The 17,580-nt window shown below is 63.0% G+C and carries 20 protein-coding genes; 16 read left to right on the top strand and 4 right to left on the bottom strand.

The features are described 5' to 3' along the window. The first annotated feature begins 29 nt into the window (after positions 1–29). The 11 genes from CIW50_RS15600 to CIW50_RS15650 all read left to right on the top strand — a co-directional run bounded on the left by CIW50_RS15600 (position 30) and on the right by CIW50_RS15650 (position 10,572). Positions 30–434 (top strand): winged helix-turn-helix transcriptional regulator, encoded by a 405-nt coding sequence (locus tag CIW50_RS15600; RefSeq protein ID WP_149532148.1) that lies wholly within the window; start codon positions 30–32, stop codon positions 432–434. A 65-nt stretch (positions 435–499) separates the two neighbouring features. Continuing rightward, the gene (locus CIW50_RS15605; RefSeq protein ID WP_149532149.1) at positions 500–1,912 is read left to right on the top strand and encodes a DegQ family serine endoprotease; all 1,413 of its coding nucleotides are present in this window, start codon (positions 500–502) and stop codon (positions 1,910–1,912) included. Continuing rightward, positions 1,909–3,240: a replication-associated recombination protein A gene (locus CIW50_RS15610; protein ID WP_149532150.1), complete on the top strand. Its 1,332-nt coding sequence runs from the start codon at positions 1,909–1,911 to the stop codon at positions 3,238–3,240. The genes CIW50_RS15605 and CIW50_RS15610 overlap by 4 nt, the downstream gene beginning before the upstream one ends. Continuing rightward, complete coding sequence (locus CIW50_RS15615) at positions 3,237–4,712, top strand: RluA family pseudouridine synthase (protein ID WP_149532151.1); 1,476 nt, start codon at positions 3,237–3,239, stop codon at positions 4,710–4,712. Before CIW50_RS15610 ends, CIW50_RS15615 begins: the two co-directional genes overlap by 4 nt. 4 nt (positions 4,713–4,716) lie before the next feature. Next, positions 4,717–5,397 carry a 5,6-dimethylbenzimidazole synthase gene (gene bluB, locus CIW50_RS15620; RefSeq protein WP_283808842.1) on the top strand — a complete coding sequence of 227 codons (681 nt, stop codon included), beginning with the start codon at positions 4,717–4,719 and terminating at the stop codon, positions 5,395–5,397. A 38-nt stretch (positions 5,398–5,435) separates the two neighbouring features. Next, positions 5,436–5,750, top strand: a complete 315-nt coding sequence (locus CIW50_RS15625; RefSeq protein WP_246664288.1) for a hypothetical protein — start codon at positions 5,436–5,438, stop codon at positions 5,748–5,750. A 76-nt stretch (positions 5,751–5,826) separates the two neighbouring features. Further along, on the top strand, positions 5,827–6,618 hold the full coding sequence (locus CIW50_RS15630) for an ATP12 family chaperone protein (RefSeq protein ID WP_149532153.1): 792 nt from the start codon (positions 5,827–5,829) through the stop codon (positions 6,616–6,618). 57 nt (positions 6,619–6,675) lie between these two features. After that, a complete protein-coding gene (fliK, locus tag CIW50_RS29530) occupies positions 6,676–8,400 on the top strand; it encodes a flagellar hook-length control protein FliK (RefSeq protein ID WP_149532154.1) in 1,725 nt (574 codons plus the stop codon). Continuing rightward, positions 8,397–8,660 carry an EscU/YscU/HrcU family type III secretion system export apparatus switch protein gene (locus tag CIW50_RS15640; RefSeq protein WP_115029354.1) on the top strand — a complete coding sequence of 88 codons (264 nt, stop codon included), beginning with the start codon at positions 8,397–8,399 and terminating at the stop codon, positions 8,658–8,660. The genes fliK and CIW50_RS15640 overlap by 4 nt, the downstream gene beginning before the upstream one ends. A gap of 240 nt (positions 8,661–8,900) precedes the next feature. Beyond that, entirely contained in the window at positions 8,901–9,350 is a 450-nt protein-coding gene (locus CIW50_RS15645; protein ID WP_149532155.1) for a hypothetical protein, read from the top strand. After that, a complete protein-coding gene (locus tag CIW50_RS15650; protein ID WP_149532156.1) occupies positions 9,343–10,572 on the top strand; it encodes an HlyD family secretion protein in 1,230 nt (409 codons plus the stop codon). Before CIW50_RS15645 ends, CIW50_RS15650 begins: the two co-directional genes overlap by 8 nt. A gap of 99 nt (positions 10,573–10,671) precedes the next feature. Here the strand turns inward: CIW50_RS15650 and CIW50_RS15655 are convergent, their stop codons facing one another. Then, positions 10,672–11,133, bottom strand: coding sequence for a DUF4260 domain-containing protein (locus tag CIW50_RS15655; protein ID WP_246664289.1), 462 nt, complete (start codon positions 11,131–11,133; stop codon positions 10,672–10,674). Between the two features lie 188 nt (positions 11,134–11,321). On the opposite strand from CIW50_RS15655, the gene CIW50_RS15660 reads away from it, so the two are divergent. The 4 genes from CIW50_RS15660 to CIW50_RS15675 all read left to right on the top strand — a co-directional run bounded on the left by CIW50_RS15660 (position 11,322) and on the right by CIW50_RS15675 (position 14,768). After that, positions 11,322–12,854: an acyl-CoA carboxylase subunit beta gene (locus CIW50_RS15660; RefSeq protein ID WP_149532158.1), complete on the top strand. Its 1,533-nt coding sequence runs from the start codon at positions 11,322–11,324 to the stop codon at positions 12,852–12,854. 25 nt (positions 12,855–12,879) lie between these two features. Next, a complete protein-coding gene (locus tag CIW50_RS15665) occupies positions 12,880–13,407 on the top strand; it encodes a GDSL-type esterase/lipase family protein (protein ID WP_172980342.1) in 528 nt (175 codons plus the stop codon). A 281-nt stretch (positions 13,408–13,688) separates the two neighbouring features. Beyond that, the gene (locus CIW50_RS15670; RefSeq protein ID WP_502707496.1) at positions 13,689–14,354 is read left to right on the top strand and encodes an alpha/beta hydrolase; all 666 of its coding nucleotides are present in this window, start codon (positions 13,689–13,691) and stop codon (positions 14,352–14,354) included. Positions 14,355–14,453: 99 nt separating this feature from the next. Next, a complete protein-coding gene (locus CIW50_RS15675) occupies positions 14,454–14,768 on the top strand; it encodes a hypothetical protein (protein WP_149532161.1) in 315 nt (104 codons plus the stop codon). A 23-nt stretch (positions 14,769–14,791) separates the two neighbouring features. On the opposite strand, the gene CIW50_RS15680 is transcribed toward CIW50_RS15675, so the two are convergent. Continuing rightward, a complete protein-coding gene (locus tag CIW50_RS15680) occupies positions 14,792–15,061 on the bottom strand; it encodes a hypothetical protein (RefSeq protein WP_139212566.1) in 270 nt (89 codons plus the stop codon). 122 nt (positions 15,062–15,183) lie between these two features. Here CIW50_RS15680 and CIW50_RS15685 point away from each other — a divergent pair, with 122 nt between their 5' ends. Further along, positions 15,184–15,816, top strand: coding sequence for a trimeric intracellular cation channel family protein (locus CIW50_RS15685; protein WP_149532162.1), 633 nt, complete (start codon positions 15,184–15,186; stop codon positions 15,814–15,816). A 9-nt stretch (positions 15,817–15,825) separates the two neighbouring features. Here CIW50_RS15685 and CIW50_RS15690 read toward each other — a convergent pair whose 3' ends face one another. Next, on the bottom strand, positions 15,826–17,070 hold the full coding sequence (locus CIW50_RS15690; RefSeq protein ID WP_149532507.1) for a glycerophosphodiester phosphodiesterase family protein: 1,245 nt from the start codon (positions 17,068–17,070) through the stop codon (positions 15,826–15,828). Positions 17,071–17,190: 120 nt separating this feature from the next. Beyond that, positions 17,191–17,448: a GCG_CRPN prefix-to-repeats domain-containing protein gene (locus CIW50_RS15695; protein ID WP_149532163.1), complete on the bottom strand. Its 258-nt coding sequence runs from the start codon at positions 17,446–17,448 to the stop codon at positions 17,191–17,193. Positions 17,449–17,580 lie beyond the last annotated feature (132 nt).

Raw genomic sequence — 17,580 nt, forward strand, 5'->3', positions numbered from 1 at the left:
CACCGAATGGATACTATTGGATATTTGCAGTGAAGCGGCGTGATTTCGGCAATGGGCCGGGCTGTCCAGTCGAGGTGACGCTCGATCTGATCGATGGCAAATGGAAGGGCGTGATCCTGTATCATTTGCAGCAGGGGCGGCTGCGTTTCGGCGAGCTGCGCAGACTGATGCCACGGATCACCCAGCGCATGCTGACCAAGCAGCTACGCGCGCTCGAAGAGGATGGGCTGGTCGTCCGGACGGTCTATGCCGAGGTCCCGCCGCGGGTTGAATATGCGCTGTCGGAAACCGGGCTCGGATTGCGCCCGGTGATCGATGCCCTCAAGGCGTGGGGTGACGCGCACAAGATGCGCCAGAAGTCGGTCGCTGCCGCAGCGCCCCAGCCGCGCAAGAAAGCGGCGGTGGAGAAGGATGTGCCGGCGGACGCGAGCTAGTTCCTGCCCTTCTATTGCCCCGCTCAGCAGCCTATATTCGCCGCGATTTCCTCAAAGAGGCCCCGATGATCCCATTTTTCCGCAATGCTGCGACCGCTTCCGCTCTGTGCGCCATTGTCCTGTCGTCCGCATTCGCGCCGGCTCTTGCACAGGATCGCCGGGTCCCGACTTCGCCCACTGAAATGAAGCTGTCCTACGCGCCGATCGTGCAGCGGGTGCAGCCGGCCGTGGTGAACGTCTATGCGGCCAAGACGGTGCAGAACCGCAATCCGCTGCTGGACGATCCGGTGTTCCGTCGCTTCTTCGGCGGCCAGGGTATGCAGCCGGAACAGATGCAGCGTTCGCTCGGTTCGGGTGTGATGGTCGACGCATCGGGCCTCGTCGTCACGAACAACCACGTCATCGAAGGGGCCGATCAGGTCAAGATCTCGCTGGCGGACAAGCGCGAATTTGAAGCCGAGATCGTGCTGAAGGATAGCCGCACGGATTTGGCCGTGCTGCGCATCAAGGACAGCAAGGAGAAATTCCCGACGCTGGATTTCTCCAACTCCGATGACCTGCTGGTCGGCGATGTCGTGCTCGCGATCGGCAATCCGTTCGGCGTTGGCCAGACCGTGACCCACGGTATCATCTCGGCGCTGGCACGCACGCAGGTCGGCATCACCGACTATCAGTTCTTCATCCAGACTGACGCTGCAATCAATCCCGGCAATTCTGGCGGCGCGCTGGTCGATATGACCGGCAAGCTGGTTGGTGTGAATACTGCGATCTTCTCGCGCTCCGGCGGTTCGCAGGGTATCGGCTTTGCGATCCCGGCGAATATGGTGCGCGTCGTCGTTGCCTCCGCCAAGAGCGGTGGCAAGGCCGTGAAGCGCCCGTGGCTCGGCGCGCGGCTGCAGAACATCACGCCCGAGATTGCCGAAACGCTCGGCTTGAAGACGCCTTCGGGTGCGTTGGTCGTCAACGTCACCGCGAACAGCCCGGCTGCGAAGGCCGGTCTCAAGGTCTCCGATCTCGTAACCGCCATCGATGGCCAGGCCATCGAGGATCCGAATGCATTCGAATATCGCTTCGCGACGCGGCCGCTCGGCGGCACCGCGCAGCTGGATGCACAACGCAGTGGCAAGCCGGTGAAGCTGACCGTTGCGCTCGAAGCTGCACCCGACACCGGCCGCGATGAGATCACGCTGACGGCGCGTTCGCCATTCCAGGGTGCCAAGGTCGCCAATATCTCGCCGGCCGTTGCCGACGAGTTGCGGCTGGATTCCAGCACGGAAGGTGTTGTCATCACCGAGCTGACGGACACCGCCACGGCGGCTGGCGTCGGCTTCCAGAAGGGTGACCTGATCGTCGCGGTCAACGGTACCAAGATCGGCAAGACCAGCGATCTCGACAAGGTGACGCGCGAAGGCGCGCGGCTGTGGCGCATCGTGGTGGTGCGCGGCGGTCAGCAGATCAACGTCACACTCGGCGGATGAGCCCGAAACAACCCACGCCTTCTGCAAATCTGTTTGCCGCAGCCGGGCTGGAGCAGGACGCGCCGCGTCCGCTCCCCGAACGGCTGCGGCCGCGTGTGCTGTCCGATGTGGTCGGGCAAGATCATATCCTCGGGCCCGATGGCGCGCTGACGCGCATGCTGGAAACACGCACATTGGGCTCGTTGGTCTTCTGGGGACCGCCCGGCACCGGCAAGACCACCGTGGCGCGTCTGTTGGCCGATGCGACTGAGCTGCAGTTCGAGCAGATCTCTGCGGTGTTCTCCGGCGTCGCCGATCTGAAGAAAGTGTTCGAAGCCGCGCGCGCGCGCCGCGAGATGGGCAAGGGCACGTTGCTGTTCGTCGACGAGGTGCATCGCTTCAACAAGGCGCAGCAGGATTCGTTCTTGCCTGTAATGGAAGACGGCACCGTAGTGCTGGTCGGGGCCACCACCGAGAACCCATCCTTCGAACTCAACGCTGCTCTGTTGTCGCGCGCGCGTGTGCTGGTGTTTCAGTCGCTAGACGCTGCTGCGATTGAGAAACTGTTCGCGCATGCGGAGAAGGTCGAAGGCCGTGCGCTGCCGCTCGATGATGAGGCACGTGCGGTGCTGGTACGCATGGCCGATGGCGATGGCCGCGCCGCGCTGACGCTGGTCGAGGAAGTCTGGCGCGCCGCGCGGACCAACGAAGTATTCAGCGCCGCGCAGTTGCAGGACATCCTGCAGCGCCGCGCGCCGATCTACGACAAGTCGGCCGATGGTCATTACAATCTGATCTCTGCATTGCATAAATCGGTGCGCGGCAGCGATCCCGACGCGGCGCTGTATTATCTGTGCCGCATGCTCGATGCCGGCGAGGATCCGCTGTTCCTGGCGCGCCGCGTGGTGCGGATGGCAGTGGAGGATATTGGTCTCGCCGATCCGCAGGCGCTGGTGATCTGCAACGCAGCCAAGGATGCCTATGATTTTCTCGGCCACCCCGAAGGCGAACTCGCCATCGCGCAGGCGGTGATCTACATAGCTACCGCGCCGAAATCGAACGCCGCCTATATGGCCTACAAGGCCGCGATGCGGACGGCGAAGGAGGGCGGCTCGCTGCTGCCGCCAAAACACATCCTGAACTCGCCAACCAAGCTGATGAAGTCCGAGGGCTATGGCGACGGGTACCAATATGACCACGACACGCCAGAAGGTTTCTCCGGGCAAGACTATTTCCCGGAAGCCTTGGGGCGGCAGACCTTCTATGATCCGCCGGAACGCGGGTTCGAACGCGAGATTCGCAAGCGGCTGGATTACTGGACCAGACTGAGGAACGAGAGACAATCATGAGCCGTCGCGACAAGAAGCCTCTCGCCAAACGTGGTCCCGGTGGTGAGCGCAGCAAGGCGCCGCGTGGCAAGGGCGGCCCATCCAAAAGCGCGCCCGCGAAGGGGGCTGCCCCCAAGGCCGCGGCGTCCAAGGGTGCCCGGCCGTCGTTCGGCAAGGCCGGCCGGGTGAGCAGCGATCGTCCGATGAGCGCGCGTCCGCCGCGCGCACGCGGCAGTGAGCATTCGGAGTGGTCCGAACGGCCGGAGCGGATCGAGCGATCCGAACGCCCTCAGCGTGCGGAACGAGCCGAGCGCTTCGATGCGCCGCAACGGTCCGAGCGATCGGGCAGCAAGCGTCCACCAAGCGCGCGTCCGTCCGGTTCGCGTCCGGGCGGCAAGCCCGCGCCACGTTACGGCAATGCGCCGCTGCGCGAACCGCGGCCGCCTGTGGCCTATCTCGATGAAGAGCCGGCAAAGCCGGAAGTGGCGCCGGCGCCGCTGCCTACCGCCGTGCAGAACGTCATCGTCACGCCTGACGAGAACGGCATGCGCGTCGATCGCTTTCTCGAAGCGCATTTCCCCGGCCTGTCATTCTCCCATATCCAGCGCATCGTCCGCAAAGGCGAGCTGCGCGTGAACGGCAAGCGCGCCGACAGCAAGGATCGGCTCGAAGAGGGACAGACCGTCCGTATTCCGCCGTTGAAGCTCGATGCGCCGAAAGTCGTCGGCGAACTCTCGGAGGCCGCCAACAAGACTCTGCAGGCGCTCAAGGAGATGACGATCTACGAGGACGACGACGTCATGGTGCTGAACAAGCCCGCCGGTCTTGCCGTGCAGGGCGGCTCGGGCATGACGCGACATGTCGACATGATGCTGGAGGTGATGCGCGACGCCAAGGGACAGAAGCCGCGCCTGGTGCACCGTCTCGACCGGGAAACGTCGGGCTGCCTGCTGATCGCCAAGACACGTTTTGCTGCGACCAAGCTCACTGGTGCATTTCGTGAACGCTCCGCGCGGAAAATCTACTGGGCGCTGGTTGCCGGCGTGCCGAAGCCGAAGCAGGGCCGTATCTCGACCTATCTCGCCAAGGAAGAGAACGAGGAAGACACCATCATGCGCGTCGCCAAGCATGGTGACGAAGGCGCGAGCCACGCGGTGACGTATTACGCTGTCGTGGAAACCTCGGCACAGAAGCTCGCCTGGGTGTCGCTCAAGCCGGTGACCGGGCGTACACATCAGTTGCGCGCGCATATGGCGCATATCGGCCACGCCATCGTCGGCGATCCCAAATATTTCAACATCGAGAACTGGCAGTTGCCGGGCGGCATTCAGAAGCGTTTGCATCTGCTGGCGCGCCGCATCGTGATCCCGCATCCGCGTGGCGGCGTGATCGACGCGACGGCGCCGCTGCCGCCGCATATGCTGCAGTCGTGGAATCTGCTCGGTCTTGAACACGACCGGTTCGATCCGATCGAGAACGCGCCGGAAGAGTAGGGCGTTGTCGGGCTCCGACAACATCCCGTGCGCGACGCCGGCAACAACCGAGGCGCCGGAGTTCGACGCCCCGTTTCGCGCGCGTCTGCATGATCTGTTCGTGTGGCGTCGCGATATCAGGCGCTTCAAGTCCGATCCACTGCCTGCGGGCTTTCTCGATCGCCTGCTCGATACTGCGTGCCTCGCGCCTTCGGTGGGCCTGAGCCAGCCATGGCGCTTTGTCATCGTTGACGACGCGTCACGCCGTCAGGCGGTGCTGGAGAATTTCAGCGCCTGCAATGCCGAGGCATTGAGCGCATATACCGGCGAACTCGCGCAGAGCTATGCGACGCTCAAGCTCGCCGGCCTGCGCGAAGCGCCATGCCACCTCGCTGTATTTGCAGACCACGCGACGGATGTCGGCCACGGCCTCGGCCGCCGCACCATGCCGGAGATGGCGGACTATTCGGTGGTGACGGCGATTGCGACCATGTGGCTTGCCGCGCGCGCCGAAGGCATCGGCATGGGCTGGGTCTCGATCCTCGATCCTGCTGCGATCGCCGCGACACTCGATATACCTCGCGACTGGCGGTTGATCGGCTATTTCTGCATCGGTTATCCGGAGATCGACGATGATCGACCGGAACTCGAGCGCGCCGGATGGGAACGCCGTCATTCGGCAGCGGATCACATTGTCCGGCGCTGACACTTGATGTGCTTGATAATCGTGACAACATGAGACCAATGAGACATCGCTCCATCCCATTCGCTGTGTTGGTCACCGTTGCGGCGGCACTCTCAGCCGCGCCTGCGGTCGCGCAGGTTATCGGAGTGCCCGGCAATCCGGCGCTGATCACGCCACTGCCGCCCGCACCGCCACCGCCACGGATAGAAGTACCTGTCGTGCCTCAGCTCGGCGATCTGCCGCGGCAGCAGAATGTGCCACAGGCGCGTGGCTCCTTCAGCGATCGTATCACCAACTGCCTTCAGGATGGCGCCGCTGCGGGTCTTGGCCCGAATGATCGCGCGGCCTATTCGCGTGCCTGTGCCAATCGCTGACACGAGCGATTTGGTCTCGCGTGGCGCCCGTCTGTCGCGTAAATTGACGATTGGCGAACAGGAATTGAGACCATCGATGCGTGAATTGTTTGACGAAGTGTACGGTCAGTCGCAGCTCGATCCGCAGGAGGCGGTACGAAAGTCGACGCGAGGTCCGCAGCGCAAGCGCTTCTACAAGACCGTCGGCATGAGCGACACGGCGGATGGCTTTGCCATCACGCTTGACGGCAAGACCGTGCGCACGCCGTCGCGCCATCCGCTGGTGGTGCCGACATCAGCCATTGCCGAAGTGATGGTTGCGGAATGGGATGCACAGCAGGAGATCATCGACCCCACCAGCATGCCGGTGACGCGTCTCGCCAACAGCGTGATCGATGTGATCCGCGATGAGGCGCAAACGCAGGCCGTCGTGGACGATATCGCGAAGTACTTCAGCACGGACCTGTTGTTCTACCGCGCGGGCCATCCCGAAGCGCTGGTGGCACGCGAGGCTGCGGCGTGGGACCCGATCCTGTTCTGGGCAGCGGAGCAACTTGGCGCGCATTTCATTCTGGCCGAGGGCATCATCCATGTCAGCCAGCCCGAGCAGGCCATCGCAGCCGCTCGTGCAGAGTTGCCGAGCGATCCATGGGCCGTTGCCGCGCTGCATCTGGTGACGACGATCACCGGTTCGGCACTCCTCGCGCTGGCGCTGCTTCATGGTCATCTGAGCGCCGATCAGGTCTGGTCCGCCGCTTTTGTCGACGAGGACTGGAACATCGAGAAGTGGGGCCTCGACGACGAGGTCGCTGCAAGGCGCACCGCGCGGCAGGTGGATTTCAAGGCTGCCGTGCTGGTGCTGAAGGCAGTCGCGCCGTCAGCGGGTTAATGCGAAGTTAACGACCATTAACTAGCGTAGCTGCACCATTGTCCGGTGCTGCTCACTATGCCGACTCCCGTCAACTCGATCTTACCAGTTGTCTCCGCGCAGGGCGTTGCGAGCGAAGTCGCGTTTCAGCCCGGCAGCGTGATTGCCGGACGCGTGCTCTCGGTCTCGCCAGACAATCAGGTCCGTATCGCCATCGGGCACAGCACGATCGACGTGCAATCGCAGATGCCGTTGCAGGCCGGGCAGGTGCTGCAATTCGCAGTGTCGAAGATGGACAACGGCAATGTCCAGCTGGCCATCGTGACACCACAGAATACGGCAGCAGGGCAAACGGGCGGCACGTCTTCCGGTAACGTAACGCTGGCGCCGGATGTGCCGATTAATCTCGCCAATGCCATCGCCACCTCCAAGATCCAGCTGACGTCGCTGGAAGCACAGGCAGTCTCCACCGCCACGCAAAGTGCCGTGACGCAGCAAGCGAGCCTAGCCACGCTGTTTGCCAATCTCGGAGCCGCCACCTCGCTGACGGGGCTGCCGCAGCAGTTGCAGCAAGCGGTCGCGCAGGTACTGGCGCAGCGTCCGCCGCTCGACACTCAGCTCACCGGCGAAGAAGTCAAATCGGCGTTCCAGAATTCCGGTCTGTTTCTGGAGTCGTCGCTGGCCAAGGGAGCGCTGCCGCAAGGCGGGCTGCCCGACATGAAAGCGGCATTGATCGTGTTGCGCCAGGCGTTGGCGACGACGCTCGCCACAACAAGTCCGACCCACAGCACAACACCAGCGACGGCGAATGCAGCGACACCGGAGCAGCCAGTATTGGCTCCGGCAAACGCGCTTCCCAATGCCGCGGCGCAGATCAGGATACAGCAGGCGCAGGCCGCTGCAGCGACAGTGGTCATGCTGCCCAAGATGGGCATCAAGAACGATCCGCTGCAGCAGGCTGGACTTCTAGCCGCAGACGAGCCCGTGCTCGATGTCCCGGCTCAGACCGCACCGGCGGTGGCAAAAGCTCCCGAAGCGGCTGCACGGTTGGCGACCAATGGCGCAGCGCTCAACCTGCTTCGGGAAGCGCTGCAGACGGCTCCGAAGGGCATGGGAAGCGCGGCATCGCTGGTGTTCGACGACAGCATGATGATGGATCTGCTGCCTGCTACGAAGGCGCTAGCGGGCCAGCAGGGCACCGAGACGAATATCGCACGTAACACCTTGCCGCCGCCGCCATTGCGCGGTGGGCTGCCGACGGCACAGCCGATGGCTTTGCCGACACTCCCGGCAAATGCGCCGCTGGGCGCCACCGTGCATCATCTGCTGGCCGATACCGATGCGGCACTGGCGCGCCAGACCCTGCTGCAGGTGGCATCCTTGCCGGATCGCGCGGACGGACTTGCGGCGCCGCGGCTCGATCAGGCATCGCCACGCTGGAGTTTCGAAATTCCGTTTGCGGTGCCGGCCGGCACGACCATGGCGCAATTCGAGATTTCGCGTGATGGCGGCAATGGCAGCGAGGCTGAAGCAGCCAAGCAAGTCTGGCGTGCGCGCTTCTCGCTCGATGTCGAGCCCGCGGGCCCGGTTCATGCGCTGGTCTCGCTGACCGGTGACAAGACGTCGGTGCGGATGTGGGCGGAGCGTCCGGCGACGGCACTGCAATTGCAGGCCGGCACCGCGCAGCTCAGTCAGGCGCTGATCCGCGCCAATCTGCAGCCTGGCGATATCGTGGTTCGCGAAGGCGCGCCGGTGCAGCCTGCGCCCGCGTCAGCGGGGCACTTCCTGGATCGTGCGCTATGATCGTGCAGCCCAAAAGATCGCTCGCCGTCGCGCTGCATTACGACAAGACCGGCGCGCCTGTTGTCACCGCGAAAGGGAAGGGCGCAATCGGTGAGAAGATCATCGAGGTCGCCAAGGCCCACGATATTCCCATCGAAGAGAACGAGGTGCTGGCCGGTGCCCTCTCCAACGTCGAGCTCGGCGACGAGATTCCAGCCGAACTCTACAAAGCCGTCGCCGAAGTGCTGGTCTTCGTGCTCAGGCTGTCCGGGCGCGCCTAGTCACGCCATCTGACGACGATAGTCATCATAACGTCGGTCGCAATTCTGCGCCGGCCTTTCCAGGCTGGTGATCTCGCATCCGCGAGCTATTAACCCTCAGTCCGCCCGGCATGAATGTAGATTTGTTGCAGCGCATTTCCTATCGCGCACAAGCTGATGCTTGCCAAGTTCCAGCTTTATGCAACTATGGAAATCGGGGGAGGCTCGTGCTCGCCTGACGCTGTTGGAATGGGGGATCACGTGAGTGAGACGCTGCATCCGAACGCTCCGCATCATCTGCCTGGCTTCATTACCTCTCCCGGCGAGACTGACACGCTCATGGTCGTGGTCGGAATCTTTCTGATCGTCGCCGTCATGATAGTGGGAAATCTGTATCTGCGGCTGCACAGCATGCCGGAACGCATGGCGCACAAATCGCAGAAGCTGCAGTTTGAAATCGTCGCCGTGCTGGGCCTGCTCGCATTGTTCACCCATATCCATCTGTTCTGGGTGATCGGGCTGTTACTGGCGATGATCGATTTGCCGGATTTCAGCACGCCACTGCGCAGCATCGCGGGATCGGTTCAGAAGATTGCCAACGGTGATGCTACCAGCGAAGCCACCGAGTTGTCCGCTGAAGCGCCATCGCGCCCCATCACGGCGGAAACATCGAGCCGCCCCGGCGAAGCCGGAGGACATGGTCATGCTTGAGCTTCTCCTCTGTTCACTGCTAACGGTTTTTCCGGATTATCTCTATCGCCGCTACAGACAAGGCAAGCGCTTGGGGCAGGAGATCACGTTTTATTCGGTGTGGTTCGAACTCAGATGGGGAATCACGGCCTGCGTGATGCTGACCGTCGCTCTGATCACCGTCATCTTCTATTTTCATCCGTCGACGACAAGCGCGACCTTGTTCTATCGGACTGTGCCGATCCTTCCCGAGGTCAATGGCCGGGTAGCGGAAGTTCATGTTGAGTTCAGCGCGCCGGTCAGGAAGGGCGACGTGATCTTCCGGCTCGATAACGCCAAGCAGGAAGCGTCGATGGAGACTGCGCGGCGCAAGATTGCCGAGGTCGATGCGGCCATGCTGGCGGCACAGGCCGATATTCTGAAGGCCGAAGGGCAAGCGCAGGAGGCCAAGGGTTCCTATCAGCAGACCTCGGACGAACTCGATACCAAGCGTGAGTTGCAGAAGCGCAATCCCGGCATGGTGCCGCAACGCGATATCGAGAAACTTGAAGTGCTGCTGACCGGTCGCCAGGGAGCGCTTGACGCGGCCATGGCCGCGCGACAATCCGCGATGACGCGTATCTCTGCGCTGCTGCCGGCGGAGAAGGCGAGCGCGCAGGCCGCACTTGCTGAGGCGCAAGTCGATCTCGACAAGACGTTCATTCGCGCGGGCGTGGACGGGCGCGTCGAGCAGTTCACACTCCGTGTTGGCGATATCGTCAATCCCATTATGCGATCAGCGGGCATTCTCATTCCGGAGAACGCGGGTCGCGTGCTCTCGGCAGGATTTGGGCAAATTGAAGCGCAGGTGATGAAGGTCGGCATGGTTGCCGAGGCGACCTGTATTTCGAAGCCGTGGACCGTCATCCCCATGGTGGTAATCAGCGTCCAGAATTACATCGCGGCCGGTCAGTTCCGTGGTGGCGAGCAGTTGGTGGAGGCACAGCAAGTCCGGGCGCCGGGCACCATTCTTACATTCCTTGAGCCGATCTATCAGGGGGGTCTTGACGGCGTGACGCCTGGCAGCAGTTGTATCGTCAACGCCTATACCAGCAATCATGACGCCATCGCGGCGAAGGGGATCGGCTCTTTCAGGTGGCTGGCGCTTCATGCCGTCGATGCCGTTGGGGTCGTCCACGCGATGTTGCTGCGTATCCAGGCGTTGTTGCTTCCAGTCAAGACACTGGTGATGAGCGGGCACTGAACTCCGCGTATGCTGCCATGCTACGGGCTTATGGCCGAGGAAAGCAGACCGCCCGGCAAGGAAGTGCCCTTCAAGCCCGGTGAGCCTTGAGGCTGCGCGTCAGGCAGCCTTGATCTGGTTGCCTGTGGTCGGGTTTTCCGCCTTGGCGGCTGGTGCAGTCGCATCCTTTCCGATGCGGCCGAGATGCGTGAAGCGGAAACCGGCATCGTATTTCAGCCCGTAGCCGAGTGCGCGGTCGAAGCCGATATGGGCGAACCAGACCAGTGCAATCGAGCCGGCGAGGGGCTCTGCGGTTGCGATGCCGGCCAGCGCGAGCAGCAGCGGTACGATGGTCGCATGCACCAGGTTATAGACCCCTGCACCGATCCGTGGGCCGGCCAGATAGGCCAGCATGCTGAGGTCCGGGGCGAAGAAGAACAGGGCATAGACCTGCCAGGGCGCGCCGGAGATCCAGTAGAACAGCGTCATTCCGACAAACAGCGCCGCGCCTTCCCAGCGCAGCAGATCGCGTACGCCACCCGTGGCTGCGCCACTACTTTCATTGATCACGATATTGGCCATCCGGCGCTCTCCCTTGTCTGGTTCGGATATAGGCAGGATCGGCGCCGGCGCCATGCGATTTTGGGCGATTCAACCCTTCTTGATGGGCGTTTCCACCGCCGAAAACGCCATGCTAGAACCTCGCCCAAACCTGCGGCCCAAGCGGCCGACAAGTGGGCAATAACACGTGAATTGACGGGCTGGAGCACATGAAAGACATCCTGGACACCCTCGAAGCGCGTCGGGCAGGCGCCAAACTGGGCGGCGGCGAGAAGCGCATCGAGTCGCAGCACAGCAAGGGCAAGCTGACCGCCCGCGAGCGCATTGAGCTTCTGCTCGACAAGGGGTCTTTCGAGGAATTCGACATGTTCGTCGAACACCGCTCCGTGGAATTTGGCATGGATAAGTCCAGGATTCCCGGCGACGGCGTCGTCACTGGCTGGGGCACCGTCAACGGCCGCAAGACCTTCGTCTTCGCCAAGGATTTTACCGTGTTCGGTGGCTCGCTATCCGAGACCCACGCGCTCAAGATCACCAAGCTGCAGGACATGGCGATGAAGGCGCGGGCGCCGATCATCGGTCTCTATGACGCGGGTGGCGCGCGCATCCAGGAGGGCGTCGCGGCGCTCGCCGGTTACTCCTACGTATTCCGCCGCAACGTGCAGGCCTCGGGCGTGATCCCGCAGATCTCCGTTATCATGGGTCCCTGTGCCGGTGGCGACGTCTATTCGCCGGCCATGACCGACTTCATCTTCATGGTGAAGAACACCTCCTACATGTTCGTCACCGGCCCCGACGTGGTGAAGACCGTCACCAACGAGGTGGTGACCGCCGAAGAACTCGGCGGCGCCAGCGTGCATGCGACCAAATCCTCGATTGCAGACGGCGCCTTCGAGAATGACGTCGAGACGCTGTTGCAGATGCGCCGGCTGATCGACTTCCTGCCGGCCAACAACACCGAAGGCGTGCCGGAATGGCCGAGCTTCGACGATATCGAGCGTACCGACCTGTCGCTGGACACGCTGATCCCCGACAATCCGAACAAGCCCTATGACATGAAGGAGCTGATCCTGAAGGTCGTGGACGAAGGCGATTTCTTCGAGATCGCCGAGACCTTCGCCAAGAACATCGTCACAGGTTTCGGCCGCATTGCCGGCAAGACCGTGGGCTTCGTCGCCAACCAGCCGATGGTGCTGGCCGGCGTGCTCGACAGCGACGCTTCGCGCAAGGCTGCGCGCTTCGTGCGTTTCTGCGACGCCTTCAACATTCCGATCGTGACCTTCGTCGACGTGCCGGGCTTCCTGCCGGGCACCGCGCAGGAATATGGCGGCCTCATCAAGCACGGTGCCAAGCTGCTGTTCGCCTACAGCCAGTGCACCGTGCCATTGGTCACCGTGATCACTCGCAAGGCCTACGGCGGCGCCTTCGACGTGATGGCCTCGAAGGAAATCGGCGCCGACATGAACTATGCCTGGCCGACGGCGCAGATCGCCGTTATGGGCGCCAAGGGCGCGGTGGAGATCATCTTCCGCCAGGATATCGGCGACGCCGACAAGATCGCCGCGCGCACCAAGGAATATGAAGACCGCTTCCTGTCACCCTTCGTCGCCGCCGAACGCGGCTATATCGACGACGTTATCATGCCGCACTCCACCCGCAAGCGCATCGCCCGCGCGCTGGCGATGCTGAAAGACAAGCATCTGGAAGTGCCGATGAAGAAGCACGACAATATGCCGTTGTAGCGGCGTCACGCTGGAGGGAGCTCACATGCAGATAACACGAGCCGCTGTTTGTCTTGTTGCGTTCATGCTGCCTTCCGTCGCCGTTCAGGCCGCGTCCGTCCACATCGTAGCGCTCGGCGCCAGCAACACTTATGGTCATGGCCGCGGCAGGACCAATGGCGGTGTCGAACCGTCGCAAGCCTTTCCAGCCCAGCTTGAGGCGATGCTTCGAGCGCGCGGAGTCGATGCCCATGTCGCAAATGCCGGAATTCCTGGCGATACGACCGGCGGCATGTTGCAGCGGCTCAATTCGGCCGTGCCGGACGGTACGCAAATTGTCATTCTCCAGCCCGGCGGAAATGACGCGCGACGCGGCGAAGGCGCCAGCCGCGCCGGCAATGTAGCTGCCATCCAGCAACAACTGGCGGCGCGCCATATCAAGGTGATCGTGACCGGCATGACCGCGCCGGCAAGCACGCGCGATCCCGATGGCCAGCATTTCAATGCCAGCGGCCATGCGGCAGTCGCGTCATCGCTCGTGCCAAGGGTAATGGCGGCGATGCGGGGGAAATAGCCGAACAATCTTAGCCCGGATGAGCGCAGCGAAATCCGGGAGGAATTGTCCGACGCGGTCCCCGCATGTTGCTTCGCTTGCGCGGACTACAGGGCACCCTTACGCCGCCATCGGGTTCATCCGCTTCCGCGAAGCGCTTGCATCTTTCGGAACGCGGAGCGAACGTATCCATCGCTTGCCATCGGGTATCGCCGGAAACAGCGATAGTTGCTCATGACAGGAAACAGGCGAAGCCGCAGATGACGAAGCAACGTATCTGGATCGGCCGCATCATCGCCACCATGACGCTGATCGGCGTGGCCTGCAGTGCGGCGCTCGCCGACGAGACGGTCAGTATTGGCGGGTCGCGGGCGGTCTTGATCAGACCGAAGGCGCCGCGGGCCAGCGTGATCCTGATGCCCGGCGGCAACGGCGCCAACAGCCCGGGCGAACACGGCGAGATCAATGGGTTGAAGGGCAATCAGCTGGTGCGCACGCGCAGTGCCTATGCGGCGCGCGGTCTGGCGGTGCTGGTGGTCGATGCTGGGACCGATCTGTCCAGCGCGGTGCAATACATGGCCGCGATCAAGCGGCCGGTGACGGTGGTGGCGACCAGCCGCGGGACACAGCGTGCCGCCGAGGGGATTGCGCGCGGCGCGCGGCCGGATGCGCTGGTGCTGACCTCGGGTTTTCTCAGCGCGGAGTCTGGCAGCGGCAGTAATGTGATGTCGATCATTGGCTCGCCTTCGGCATTGCCGCGCACGCTCGTCATCCATCATCGCAACGATGGCTGTAAATTCACTGCGCCGGCGGGTGTCGATCCGTTCGTGAAATGGTCGGCGGGGCGGGCCCGCGTGTGGTGGCTGACTGGCGGGCGCAACGACGGCGATCCGTGCGAGGCGCGGGGATATCATGGCTTCAACGGGCTCGATGGCCAGGTCGTCGGGCTCGCTGCCGGCTTTCGATAGTCTCGACGTCTGAATATTTGAGTTCCCGCGCGCATTCAGTTTCCATTCATGCCGCTGGTCCGATCCTGATCTCCTCACGGATATCAGGGAGAGATTGCGATGGAACGCCGTCATTTTCTGAAGATCGCCTTCGGTTTTGCCGCGGGCGTCGGGTTGGCCGCTCAGGCCATCACCCAGGCTCAAGCCGCTCCGCTGCTGCCGACCAATCCGCTCGACAATCACAAGCTGGGCAACGAACCGCAGCCTGCCGTGGCGTCACAGGATGACGTCGATCGGCTGCAGCCGGAGCAAGTGCGGTGGGGACGTCGCGGCTGGCGGCGTCGCCGGTTCTGGGGTTATCGGCGCCGGCATTGGGGCTGGCGTCGCCGTTATCGGGTCCGCCGTCGGTACTGGCGCCGCCGCCGCTACTGGTAGGGCAAACCCGATTGTACTGACGCTCAGTCTCTCCAGGGCGTCAGCGGTTTGGTCTGGCCGGGTTCAATGCCGCTCAGGTGGCGACGCACGTTGTCATAGCTGCGATCGCCGGGGGCAAAGGTCTGCGAGCCGTCAGCCGGCTTGCCGTCCACCGTGCGGGTGAAATGCAGCACCAGGCTGTCATCCGCATTCATGGTGGCGCTGCCGTAATAGGGCATCGACAGCCGCGCGTCCTCCGCCATGGCCGCGCCAGCCATGAGTAGAATGGGGAGGGTGAGAAACAGACGGGTCATGACACCTCCTACTGTGAGGTTGTGATGGAGGCTCAGGAAGATGGCGGGGATTTGTCCGCCGCCGGTCACCGCATGCACGGATTTGTGTTACAGGTCGCCGTCATCCGCTGCCGACGAGTCCCATGCCCCACACCGAAGCACTACTGTTCCCTCTCGCCATGATCGCGCTCATTGCCGAGGCGATGACGGCTGCGCTGGCTGCCGGGCGGCGCAAGATGGATTGGCTCGGCGTCGCCATGCTCGGCTGCATCACTGCGCTCGGCGGTGGTTCGGTGCGCGATATGCTGCTCGGGCACTATCCGCTGTGGTGGGTGAAGAGCCCGTATCTGCTACTGCTGACCGGCGGTGCGGCGCTGCTGACCATCGTGCTCGCACGGGTCGTGCATCGTTTTCACGCGCTGTTTCTGGTGCTCGACGCCATCGGCCTCGTGGTCTTCACCATCATGGGCTGCAATATCGCGCTCGCCATGGATCAGCCGCTGCTGATCGTCGTGGTGGCGGGGATGATCACAGGCTGCGTCGGCGGCGTGCTCCGCGACGTGCTGTGCAACGACGTGCCGCTGCTGTTTCGCGCCGAACTCTATGCGAGCGTGTCGATCGTCACGGGGCTTCTCTATATCGGCGGCATCAAATACGGATTCAGTCCCGATCTGGTGACGCTCGTTGCCGCCGTGACCGGACTGGCGTTCCGTCTGCTGGCAATCCGGCTGAAGCTGGAGATGCCGAAATTTATCTATGACAGCGACGCCAAATAGCGTGCTGCGTTAGCGCAGCCCCACGCAGCTGGCATAGAATGTCGTGGTCGCCGGCCAGTCGGAAAACACACCGCGCACGCCGACATCCTTCGCCAGCACATTCAGCACCGTCAGCGTGTCGCCATCGCGGTCGATGGCAGGTTTGATCGAGCGATGGAAGAAGCCGCCGCCATGGGCGAGCGGCCCGTCGCGCTCCAGCGACCAGGTGATCAGATCGAGCCCGGCATCGCGTGCTGCCTTGGCATAAGGAGAGGGCACGATCTGGCCGCTGCCATCGAGCGTCAGCAGCATATAGATCGGTGGCGCGAGAATCTTCACGCCGGCAGCCTTGAGCTCCGCCATCGACGGCTTCCACGTTTCCGCGCGCATATGGTCGAAACTCGGCGTTTCATAGCGGCCGTCGAGATAGACTGCCTGCGCGCCGAAATCCGGCGCGGTGTGGATCCAGAACTTGATGTCGTTGAGATCGAAGCCCTGGGCAAAAACGTCGCCAGGTGGAATGCCGGCGGCGCGATATTCGTCGAGCATCTGCGTCGCGTACTTCTCCTGACTGTAATCGCCATCGAACGGCATCGGCACTTCCGGCGCCTTCAGCTCGGGCGTGAATTTGGCGCCCAGGCTCTTGATCAGCGCGATGCTTTCCGCATGGGTCATCAGCGTGCCCGAGCTTGCATAAAGGTCGGTGCGCCAGCGCGGCGTGCCGTTCTGATAATCCGCGACGGTGGTCGCTGACGTGTTGGCGGCGTCCATCTTCGCCGTCAGCGTCCTGAACTCCGCCAGCGTGATGTCACTGGTGCAGCATTTCGCCGTTGCCTTTTTTCCGCTGGCGGGATCTGCCGGGCTGAAAGGTTGCGTGCATTTGTTCGCCAGCGCCGGCACCGAGAGAATATTGGTCGTCGTGTGCAGGTCGCATTGCGAATGCCGGCAGACCAGCTGGCGATCTTTGGTGAAGGTGACGTCGCATTCGATCACACCTGCGCCCATGCGCGCTGCGGCGAGATAGGACTCCCGTGTATGTTCGGGAAATTGCAGCGGCGCGCCGCGATGGGCGATGGAGAAATCGCTCTTGCGGAATGGCCCGGTGCAGGTGCTCAGCTTCGTCTTCAGCGGGCCGTCTTTCATCTTGTCGACAAGATAGAACGGTCGCGGGCCCAGTTGTGGCTCGGGCAGGGAAATGGTCTCGGCATGGCCGGTCGTCAGCGATGAGAGACCGAGTAGCCCGGCCAGAATGAGACGATGCAAGGCGCGCGACATGACGATCTCCAGAATAGCGATGCGCCATTCTGTCATCTTCGTATGACGGCTGTAACCGGCGCGTGGGCAACAAAAAACCCCGCCATTGGCGGGGTTTTCGTCGTCAGGATTGCGCAGCGATCACCAGCGGCGGATACAGCGGCCGTAGGGATTGCGGAAGAAGCCGGGTGGGCAGAAGCGGGCGCGTGGCGGCGGAGCGCGGTACATCGGGCGGCAACCGCCATAGGGGCCGCGGGCATAGCCGGGGCCGCAGCCCTGAGCGACCTGGATCACGCCTGCCGTGTCTGTAGCGCTCAGCGGAGCCACAGGCATTGCGCTGGCGGCACCGATGCCCCCGACGCTGACGGCAAACAAGGCTGCCGCAAAGATCGTCTTCATTCGTGTTCTCCCTCGATGGCGCCGCGATGCGGCGCAGAGAATAATGATGGCATCGCATCACCCGCTGCAGACTCTTACGACGTAAGAAAGTTGCAGAGGATCAACGCTGCACAGCACGATTAAGCCGATTCG

The sequence above is a fragment of the Tardiphaga sp. P9-11 genome (assembly GCF_008329525.1).
Lineage (GTDB): Bacteria > Pseudomonadota > Alphaproteobacteria > Rhizobiales > Xanthobacteraceae > Tardiphaga.